The sequence below is a fragment of the Kluyvera sichuanensis genome (genome assembly GCF_014218705.1).
In the GTDB taxonomy this organism is placed as follows: domain Bacteria; phylum Pseudomonadota; class Gammaproteobacteria; order Enterobacterales; family Enterobacteriaceae; genus Kluyvera; species Kluyvera sichuanensis.
The window spans coordinates 63,938-73,939 of record NZ_JABBJF010000025.1 but is presented as its reverse complement, the minus strand read 5'-3'; the positions used below and the strand labels follow the sequence as shown (position 1 = coordinate 73,939).

Here is a 10,002-nt window from a genome sequence, read left to right as displayed (position 1 = left end):
CGGCCGAGCGCCGCGACGCCGGGGAACACTCTCCCCCGCATATACTTTTAGTATTTTGGCTATTTTTCAAATATCATCTTTAATCATCATTTTTTTTCGGATTAGCTCATGACGGAAGCGCAAAGACATCAGATTCTACTGGACCTGCTGGCGCAAGCGGGTTTTATAACAGTAGAGCAGGTGATTTCCCGTCTGGGGATCTCACCCGCCACGGCCCGCAGGGACATCAACAAGCTTGATGAAAGCGGCAAGCTGAAAAAAGTGCGCAACGGCGCCGAGGCCGTAAACCAGCAGCGCCCGCGCTGGTCACCGATGAACATTCATCAGGCACAAAATCACGACGAGAAAGTGCGCATCGCGAAAGCGGCGTCGCAGCTGGTGATGCCCGGTGAAAGCGTGGTGATCAACTGCGGCTCGACCGCTTTCCTGGTCGGCCAGGAGATCTGCGGTAAACCGGTGCAAATCATCACTAACTACCTGCCGCTGGCAAATTACCTTATCGATCAAGAGCACGACAGCGTGATCATTATGGGCGGGCAGTACAACCGCAGCCACGCCATTACGCTCAGCCCACAGGGCAGCGAAAACAGCCTGTACGCCGGACACTGGATGTTTACCAGCGGCAAAGGGCTGACGGCGGAAGGGTTATACAAAACCGACATGCTCACCGCCATGGCAGAACAGAAAATGCTGAACGTGGTGGGCAAGCTTGTCGTACTGGTCGATAGCAGCAAGGTTGGCGAACGAGCGGGCATGCTGTTCAGTCGCGCCGATGAGATCGATATGCTGATCACCGGCAAGCAGGCTGACGCGGAGATCCTCAAGAAGCTTGAGGATCAGGGTGTGAAAGTCATCCGCGTTTAAAGATGCTGGCGGAAAAAGGCCACCGTACTGTCCAGCGCTTCAGGCGTAATACGGTGGCGAACGCCCGCCTGCCAGACGCAGGTAAGGCGCTCGTCCAATCCTGACTCACGTAGTGCCTGCTGCAGACGGAACGTTTCCCCCGCTGGCACCACGTCATCTTCCTCTCCATGCCAGAGCAGCAAAGGCCGGTCCGCCAGACGCGCCAACTGATGCCCGATGTCCCACTTCGCCAGCGGTGCCAGCAGGCGCGCCTTCTCGATGCTGTTTGCTGCAGACGGAGGGAATAAGGTCTGGGAAAGCGAAGTGAAATAGCCCGACCCCATCAGGCTCGCCACGCATTTCAGCTCCGGGTGCTGCGCCATCAGCCCCAGCGCGGTCATACCTCCCATCGAGGCTCCTGCCACCGCTAACCGCCCGTCGCTCACCAGCCCGCTTGCCAACAGCGCATCACGCAGCGTCGGGAATTCGGTAAAGTTCTGCACCAGAATCTGCCAGAAATGCTGTAACCGCTCGGCGCCATCACCGTTGAAGCGTTCCCCATGCTCGGCGGCGTTGGGCATCACCACCCGAAAGCCCGCCTGCGCCAGCGCCACGGCAAAATAGCTATAAACAACGTTCGACGAGGTGAAACCGTGATAAAACACTATGCTGGGAAGCGCCTTTTCACTACATCCCTTTGGGTAAGCATGCAAAATTTGCTGTCCTGCCAGGGTTCGCATTTCCAGTTCAATCATGAGTTATCTCCTTTAGCTATGCTGATATGGCATACGAAAATTGATGCAGTATGATGACGACAATACCCCTGATTTATAACATTGAGAACCCGGTTACGAAATCGTGATATTTTCATTCGAAAATAGCGCTATGGTTAACAAATCAGGAACATTCGCCTAAAGCGAAATGCTTTCCCCACTACACTATGACTATCAGGAAACGGGAAATGGCTAAACGACGGTTTATCCCACTGTTGCTGGCGCTCTTGTTGAGCGGTTGTACCATTCTGGAAGGCACCCCTGAAGCGCCTCCACCGGTCACCGATCACCCGCAGGAGATTCGTCGCAACCAGACGGAAGGTTTGCAGCGCATGGGTACGGTTAGCGCGTTGGTGTTTGGCTCTCCGATGGATGTTGAAGCGTCTATCAAAGAGAAAGTCACCGCGCAAAAGGCAGATTACTACGTGATCGTCATGATGGATGACACCGTAGTGCCAGGCCAGTGGTATGCGCAGGCCATCCTTTACCGTAAGTAGTTTTACGAGCTTTACGTAGGTTTGCACCGTTTCACGTTTCCCTGATGCACAATGACGCCTCTGTCTGGATACAGGATATGCGTCTGCTATGGACTGCCCCCACTGGGTTATGTGAAATGGAGCTGACGATGAAACAAACACTTACCTTATCTACCCTGCTTTTGTCAGGCGGCAGCCATGCCGCGGCGGCGCAATCTGCAGAGTTCGCCAGCGCAGACTGCGTAACGGGGCTAAATGAAATTGGGCTGATTTCGGTGAATAACGTCACCGGAAGCCTGGAAGATGTCGAACAGGTCATCGCTCGTAAGGCGGATGAACAAGGCGCTTCCTGGTATCGTATTGTGCAGATGTATGAAGAGCCCCAGCAGGATAACTGGCGTGCACAGGCGATTATCTATGCCTAACACTCGTCACTAGTGGAAGAAGCGTTACGCTTGTCGCGCCTCTTCCACCCGCCTCTCTTGCCTATCGTCCTCCGCCCGTCGCCCGACACAGCAGGTCATTCATCACCGCTTCATTGAGCAACGCACCGCCTCGCGGATCCAACATCATTCGACACCAGGCCTGAGCCATCGGTGGCGACGCATGACGCAGCATCTGCGCACCAACCCCCAGCAGGTACAGCTGATGCGTAATTTCACGTCCCTGAGATTCAGAAGGCTTACGCAGCCGCTGCTGCAGCTGTCGCCAGTGCCGGTCGAAATGACGATCCTGGCCCTTCACCTCATTGCATTCGACCACCAGCAGCGCCATTGCGTCAGGCTGCTTCACCAGCACCCGCAGCACATCAAGACACATGATATTGCCCGAGCCTTCCCAGATGCTGTTCACCGGCATCTCCCGGTACAGGCGCGGCAACTCACTCTCTTCGCAGTAGCCAATCCCGCCCAGCACTTCCATCGCCTCCGCCACGAATGGAATGCCGGCCTTGCAGATAGCAAACTTGGCCGCAGGGGTGAAAAGACGCGCCCACAGCGCCTCCTGCGGCTGATGATTCTGGCCCCAGGCGCTGGCGAGACGAAACATAAACGCGGTCTGCCCTTCCAGCTGGAGCGCCATTTTCCCCAGCACCTGGCGCATCAGCGGCAGGTCGATCAGGTTATGGCCAAACGCCTGACGCTGGAAGGCGTGGTACAGCGCCACCGACAGCGCGCGACGCATCAGGCTATGGCTGCCCAGCGCGCAATCAAAGCGCGTTAGCCCGCCCATTCTGAGGATTTGCCGGATACCGTCGCCCTCTTCGCCTAGCGGCCAGCCGAGGGCCTGCTGGAACTCCACTTCGCTGCTGGCGTTGGCGCGGTTGCCGAGCTTGTCTTTCAGCCGCTCAAGGCGAATGGCATTGCGGGTGCCGTCGGGCAGCAGGCGCGGCACAAAGAAGCAGGTTAACCCACCGCTGGCCTGCGCCAACACCAGATGCGCGTCGCTCTGCGGCACCGAATAGAACCATTTATGCCCGGTAAGCTGATAACTGCCGTCCTCCAGCCGTTCAGCCCGCGTGCTGTTGCTCAGCACGTCCGAACCGCCCTGCTTTTCGGTCATCCCCATGCCGATCAGAAGCCCGCGCTTCTGTGCGCCGGGCAGCTGGTGCGGGTCATAGCGATCGCTAAGCAGCGCCGAGCGCCAGTCGGCAAAAAGCGGCGGCAGCGTTTTTAGCAACAGCGGCGTAGCGGCAAAGGTCATGGTGATGGGGCATAGCGTGCCGGCTTCCACCTGCGCATGCAGCATAAAGCGCGCGGCGCGGGCGACAAACGCTCCGCTGCGAGCCTCTTCCTCCCAGGGAAGGTTATGCACCCGGTTAGCGCAAAGCCCCTGCATCAGCAGATGCCAGGCGGGATGAAAGCGAACGTCGTCAAGCCGCTGCCCTTGGGGATCGTAGCGTAATAGTTCAGGAGGATGGGCGTTGGCGAGTCTGCCAAGCTCCAGCGACTCGGCGGTGCCGAGTTGTTGGCCGATGCTCGCCAGTAGCTCGCTGTCCCAGCCGGCATCATAGCGGGCAACCGCATCACGCAGCGCAACGTCAGATAAGAACAGGTTACTGTTATTTAAGGGGATAGGTTGATTAAAAACGGTGTGTGTTTGCCAGTTCATTGTGTCTCCCTCCGTCAATGGGCAACCTGTTAAGTATGGACGGTCAGGGAAGATGCACAATAAAAAAGCCACCCGAAAGGGTGGCCTGAATGCAGAACCCGGCGGCGCTTAGCCTGGACGGGCTACCGAATGGTAGCCCGGGCGAGGCGTTTACGCCGACCCCGGGAACGGTGTATTAGCTACGCTGGCGCACCGCTTCAAACAGGCAGATGCCGGTTGCCACGGAGACGTTCAGCGACGATACGGTGCCCGCCATTGGAATGCTGATCAGCTCATCGCAGTGTTCGCGGGTCAGACGGCGCATACCTTCACCTTCTGCGCCCATCACCAGCGCCATCGCGCCGGTCATTTTGCTCTGATACAGGGTGTGGGTCGCTTCACCGGCGGTGCCCACAATCCAGACGCTCTCTTCCTGCAGCATACGCATGGTACGCGCCAGGTTGGTTACACGGATAAGCGGTACGCTTTCGGCAGCGCCACAAGCTACTTTTTTCGCCGTCGCATTCAGCTGCGCCGAACGGTCTTTCGGGACGATAACCGCGTGCACGCCAGCAGCGTCGGCGCTACGCAGGCAGGCGCCGAGGTTATGCGGGTCGGTGACACCATCGAGGATCAGCAGGAACGGGCTGTCGAGCGAAGCGATCAGATCCGGCAGATCGTTTTCCTGATACTGACGGCCCGGCTTCACGCGCGCGATAATGCCCTGGTGCACGGCACCTTCGCTTTTCTCATCCAGGAACTGACGGTTCGCCAGCTGAATCACCACGCCCTGCGCTTCGAGCGCATGGATCAGCGGCATCAGGCGCTTATCGTCGCGGCCTTTCAGAATAAAAACTTCCTGAAAACGTTCAGGCGCGCGCTCCAGCAGTGCCTGCACTGCGTGGATGCCGTAAATCATTTCACTCATGAATATACTCGTTGTTAATTCTACGTTGTGATTACCCTCACCCTAGCCCTCTCCCTGGAAGGGAGAGGGAACAGTTCTCCCTCTCCCCTAAGGGGAGAGGGTCGGGGTGAGGGGAATGGGGTTATTCCGCCGCTTTCTTCTTCGCGGCACGCTTAGCTTTGGTCGCTGCGGCGATTTTCTGCGTCTTGGTGGAAGGCTTTTTGGCCTTCTTCGCCGCCCCTTTCTCGGTAGAAGCCGGTTTAGCTTTCGCTTTACCTTTCTTCTCGCCGCGGAAGGCGCTGTCCGGTTCGAAGTTAGTGCGCTTGCCCGCCTGACGACGACGGCTGGCGCTCGGCTTGCCGCCGCTGCCTTTCTTCGCTTTCTCGCGCTCGGTTTTACCGACGTTACGCGGGCCGCGCTCGCTGGAGATCAGCGAGAAGTCGATTTTACGCTCGTCCATGTTAACCGCTTCCACGCGCACTTCCACGCGATCGCCCAGACGATAAGTCTGGCCGCCGGATTCACCAATCAGACGCTGGCCGACCTGGTCAAAGCGATAGTAGTCGTTATCCAGCGAGGAGACGTGAACCAGACCATCGATGAACAGTTCGTCCAGACGCACGAAGAAGCCAAAGCCGGTCACGCTCGCGATCACGCCGTTAAAGACGTTACCCACCTGGTCCTGCATGAAGTCACACTTCAGCCAGTCAGAGACATCACGGGTGGCTTCGTCAGCGCGGCGTTCCGTCATCGAGCAGTGCTGACCCAGTTGCAGCATCTCTTCCATCGAATAATGGTAGCCGCCGGTGTCGGTGCTGTTGCCCTTATGACCCTGCTCTTTCGCCAACAGATACTTGATGGCACGGTGCAGCGACAGGTCAGGATAACGACGAATCGGCGAGGTGAAGTGCGCATAGGACTGCAGCGCCAGGCCAAAGTGACCGCGGTTTTCCGGGTCATAGATAGCCTGCTTCATCGAACGCAGCAGCATGGTTTGCAGCATTTCGGCGTCAGGACGGTCGGCAACGGATTCCAGCAGCTCGGCGTAGTCGCGCGGCTCCGGTTTGTTGCCGCCAGGCAGTTCGAGACCAAGTTCAGACAGCACCGAACGGAACGCGGTAATCGCTTCGGTCGTTGGCTTATCGTGAATACGGAACAGCGCAGGCTCCTGAGCTTTCTCGACGAAACGCGCCGCCGAGATGTTCGCCATGATCATGCACTCTTCAATCAGTTTGTGCGCGTCATTACGCTGGGTCTGTTCGATACGCTCAATGCGGCGTTCGGCGTTGAAGATGAACTTCGCCTCTTCGCTCTCAAACGAGATCCCGCCGCGTTCCGCGCGAGCCTGATCCAGCACCTTGTAGAGGTTATGCAGCTCTTCAATGTGTTTCACCAGCGGTGCGTACTGTTCACGCAGCTCCTGGTCGCCCTGCAGCATATGCCAGACCTTGGTGTAGGTCAGACGCGCGTGGGAGCTCATCACCGCTTCGTAGAATTTGAAGCCGGTTAAACGGCCCTTCGACGAAATGGTCATTTCGCAGACCATACACAGGCGGTCAACCTGAGGGTTCAGCGAGCACAGGCCGTTGGAGAGCACTTCCGGCAGCATCGGCACAACCTGCGTTGGGAAGTAGACCGACGTACCACGGTTGCGCGCTTCGCCGTCCAGCGGCGTCGGTGGGCGCACGTAGTAGCTGACGTCAGCAATGGCAACCCACAGGCGCCAGCCGCCACCGCGTTTTTTCTCGCAGTAGACCGCATCATCGAAGTCACGGGCGTCTTCGCCGTCAATGGTGACCAGCGGCAGGTCGCGCAGGTCTACACGACCCACTTTCGCCTCTTCAGGCACCTGCTCTTTCAGCCCGGCAACCTGTGCTTCCACCGCTGGCGGCCAGACGTAGGGAATTTCATGGGTACGCAGCGCCATCTCAACGGCCATGCCGGTCCCCATGTTGTCGCCCAGCACTTCAACGATTTTACCAATCGCTTTGGTACGCCGGGTTGGGCGCTGGGTCAGTTCGACCACCACCACAAAGCCCATGCGTGCGCCCATCACCGATTCAGGCGGGATGAGGATATCAAAGCTCAGGCGGCTGTCGTCCGGGACCACAAAGCCCACGCCAGCGTCGGTAAAGTAACGGCCGACGATCTGCGCATTGCGCGGCACCAGTACGCGAACGATACGCGCTTCGCGGCGGCCTTTACGATCCGCGCCCAGCGGCTGTGCCAGCACTTCATCGCCGTGCATGCACATTTTCATCTGTTCGCTCGACAGATACAGGTCGTCTTTACGGCCTTCAACGCGCAGGAAGCCGAAGCCATCGCGGTGACCGATAACCATGCCTTTCAGCAGGTCGAGACGTTCCGGCAGCGCATAGCACTGGCGGCGGGTAAAGACTAACTGCCCATCGCGCTCCATGGCGCGCAGGCGACGGCGCAGCGCTTCAATCTGCTCTTCGCCTTCAATATTGAGTTCGACGGCCAGTTCTTCACGGTTGGCCGGTTTTTCGCGTTTTGTTAAGTGTTCGAGGATAAATTCCCGGCTCGGGATAGGATTCGAATATTTTTCTGCTTCGCGTTCCAGGAAAGGATCTTTTGACATGTCGGTTCCTCCGTCATCATCGCTGCTGGCGGGAGTCGTTATTCCACCAGCAATAATTTATATAGCGGTTGATTCTTTTCAACCAAATCAGCCAGTGTGTAGTTATCCAACTCCTTGAGAAAACATTGCACGGCTTGAGCAAGTGCCTGTTTCAAACGACAGGCTGGCGTAATATGGCAAAATTCGCTGCTGCAGTTCACCAGCGATAACGGTTCGAGTTCACGCACCACGTCTCCGACGCGGATATCCTTGGCTGGTTTACCCAGACGGATCCCGCCATTTTTTCCCCGCACGGCCATCACGTATCCGGCGCGACTGAGCTGGTTGATTATTTTAACCATATGGTTACGCGACACGCCGTAGACCTCGGTTACCTCCGAGATGCTGGTCATGTTGCCTTCCGGCAGCGACGCCATATAGATCAGCGCACGTAGTCCATAATCGGTAAAACTTGTTAACTGCACATCAACCTCAGGAAAAAGGGGAAAAACAGGGTGAGCCTGTTGATATTAATTATATTGATGATAAACCAGCCAGCGACTGAGCCGCTAATTTATTTCAGTTCGGGAAGGAAAAAGCGAGGATTTAACGCACGATTAAGCCGGATGGTGACGCTTTGCGTCTTATCCGGCCTACCGAGTAGTAGGCCTGATAAGCGCAGCGCCATCGGGCGCTGCACGACGAACCAGAATTATGCGTCGAACGGGTCGCGCAGGATCATGGTTTCGGTACGGTCTGGACCAGTCGAAATAATATCGATCGGTACGCCGGTCAGTTCTTCAATACGCTTGATGTAGTCCAGCGCTGCCTGTGGCAGGCCACTACGTTCCTTCACGCCGAAGGTGGTTTCAGACCAGCCCGGCATGGTTTCATAGATTGGTTCGATACCTTCCCAATCATCAGCTGCCAGCGGAGTGGTGGTCACTTCGCGGCCATCCGGCATGCGGTAGCCCACGCAGATTTTCACTTCTTTCAGGCCGTCCAGAACGTCCAGCTTGGTCAGGCAGAAGCCAGACAGGGAGTTGATCTGTACAGCGCGACGCACGGCAACGGAGTCCAGCCAGCCGGTACGACGACGACGGCCGGTAGTAGCGCCGTATTCGTTACCCTGCTTGCACAGGAACTCACCGGTTTCATCAAACAGTTCGGTCGGGAATGGACCAGCACCCACGCGAGTGGAGTACGCTTTGATGATGCCCAGTACGTAGTCAACATAGCGCGGGCCAAGGCCAGAACCGGTTGCTACGCCACCTGCGGTGGTGTTGGAAGAGGTTACGTACGGATAGGTACCGTGGTCGATATCCAGCAGCGTACCCTGCGCGCCTTCGAACATGACGAAGTCACCGCGCTGACGAGCCTGATCCAGCAGATCAGAAACATCAACAACCATGCTGGTCAGGATGTCAGCAACTGCCATCACATCGTCCAGCACTTTCTGGTAGTCAACCGCGTCAGCTTTATAGAAGTTCACCAGCTGGAAGTTGTGATATTCCATCACTTCTTTCAGTTTGTCGGCGAAGGTTGCTTTATCGAAGAGGTCACCCACGCGCAGACCGCGACGAGCCACTTTATCTTCGTAAGCAGGACCGATACCACGACCGGTAGTACCGATAGCTTTCGCACCGCGCGCTTTTTCGCGAGCGTTATCCAGCGCGACGTGATAGTCGAGGATTAACGGGCATGCTTCGGAAAGCAGCAGACGTTCGCGAACCGGGATACCACGGTCTTCCAGGCCTTTCATCTCTTTCATCAGCGCAGCCGGAGACAGCACAACACCGTTACCGATGATGCTGGTTACATTCTCACGGAGAATACCTGATGGAATAAGATGGAGGACGGTTTTTTCACCGTTGATTACGAGAGTATGGCCCGCGTTGTGACCACCCTGATAGCGAACAACATATTTTGCACGCTCAGTAAGAAGATCGACGATCTTCCCTTTACCTTCGTCACCCCATTGGGTGCCCAGTACGACGACGTTGTTACCCATTTTTCAAAATCACCGATTGCTTAAAAATGGATTCTACCATCGCTTTTTCAGATATACAGCACTTTTTACCCATAAAATCGTGCTTTAGTGTTCTCTTTTTAATCAGCCAATCGTTTTCGTCAACATGTAGTAGATCACGACTCCAGCGACCACAAGACCGCCGCCAAATCGACGTAACATCGTATCCGGTAATTGAGTCATCGTAGAAATCATCTTGCGCCAGGCCTTCGGATAAAGCATCGGCCCCAGACCTTCAAACACTAACACCAGCGCAAGCGCCAGCCAGATTGTGGAATTCATTGATCATCCTTATAAAAGAAAAC

10 protein-coding genes are annotated in these 10,002 nt (G+C 56.5%); 3 read left to right on the top strand and 7 right to left on the bottom strand.

The window, feature by feature from the left end; translation table 11 throughout:
• Positions 1–108: 108 nt before the first annotated feature.
• Complete coding sequence (ulaR, locus tag HII27_RS20600) at positions 109–864, top strand: HTH-type transcriptional regulator UlaR (protein WP_185669322.1); 756 nt, start codon at positions 109–111, stop codon at positions 862–864.
• Here ulaR and yjfP read toward each other — a convergent pair.
• Positions 861–1,598 (bottom strand): esterase, encoded by a 738-nt coding sequence (gene yjfP / locus HII27_RS20595; protein WP_185669321.1) that lies wholly within the window; start codon positions 1,596–1,598, stop codon positions 861–863. The genes ulaR and yjfP overlap by 4 nt on opposite strands.
• Before the next feature lie 206 nt (positions 1,599–1,804).
• Between yjfP and bsmA the strand changes: the two genes are divergently transcribed.
• Complete coding sequence (gene bsmA / locus HII27_RS20590; protein ID WP_220439642.1) at positions 1,805–2,113, top strand: biofilm peroxide resistance protein BsmA; 309 nt, start codon at positions 1,805–1,807, stop codon at positions 2,111–2,113.
• A gap of 116 nt (positions 2,114–2,229) precedes the next feature.
• A complete protein-coding gene (yjfN, locus tag HII27_RS20585; RefSeq protein ID WP_305067772.1) occupies positions 2,230–2,517 on the top strand; it encodes a DUF1471 family protease activator YjfN in 288 nt (95 codons plus the stop codon).
• A 61-nt stretch (positions 2,518–2,578) separates the two neighbouring features.
• On the opposite strand, the gene HII27_RS20580 is transcribed toward yjfN, so the two are convergent.
• The 6 genes from HII27_RS20580 to HII27_RS20555 all read right to left on the bottom strand — a co-directional run bounded on the left by HII27_RS20580 (position 2,579) and on the right by HII27_RS20555 (position 9,979).
• Positions 2,579–4,201 carry an isovaleryl-CoA dehydrogenase gene (locus HII27_RS20580; RefSeq protein WP_185669318.1) on the bottom strand — a complete coding sequence of 541 codons (1,623 nt, stop codon included), beginning with the start codon at positions 4,199–4,201 and terminating at the stop codon, positions 2,579–2,581.
• Between the two features lie 175 nt (positions 4,202–4,376).
• Positions 4,377–5,108, bottom strand: a complete 732-nt coding sequence (gene rlmB, locus HII27_RS20575) for a 23S rRNA (guanosine(2251)-2'-O)-methyltransferase RlmB (protein ID WP_035893302.1) — start codon at positions 5,106–5,108, stop codon at positions 4,377–4,379.
• A gap of 121 nt (positions 5,109–5,229) precedes the next feature.
• A complete protein-coding gene (rnr, locus tag HII27_RS20570; protein ID WP_185669317.1) occupies positions 5,230–7,689 on the bottom strand; it encodes a ribonuclease R in 2,460 nt (819 codons plus the stop codon).
• A 38-nt stretch (positions 7,690–7,727) separates the two neighbouring features.
• The gene (gene nsrR, locus HII27_RS20565; protein WP_035893314.1) at positions 7,728–8,153 is read right to left on the bottom strand and encodes a nitric oxide-sensing transcriptional repressor NsrR; all 426 of its coding nucleotides are present in this window, start codon (positions 8,151–8,153) and stop codon (positions 7,728–7,730) included.
• A gap of 227 nt (positions 8,154–8,380) precedes the next feature.
• Complete coding sequence (gene purA, locus HII27_RS20560; protein WP_185669316.1) at positions 8,381–9,679, bottom strand: adenylosuccinate synthase; 1,299 nt, start codon at positions 9,677–9,679, stop codon at positions 8,381–8,383.
• Positions 9,680–9,781: 102 nt separating this feature from the next.
• Positions 9,782–9,979 carry a DUF2065 domain-containing protein gene (locus HII27_RS20555; protein ID WP_185669315.1) on the bottom strand — a complete coding sequence of 66 codons (198 nt, stop codon included), beginning with the start codon at positions 9,977–9,979 and terminating at the stop codon, positions 9,782–9,784.
• Positions 9,980–10,002 lie beyond the last annotated feature (23 nt).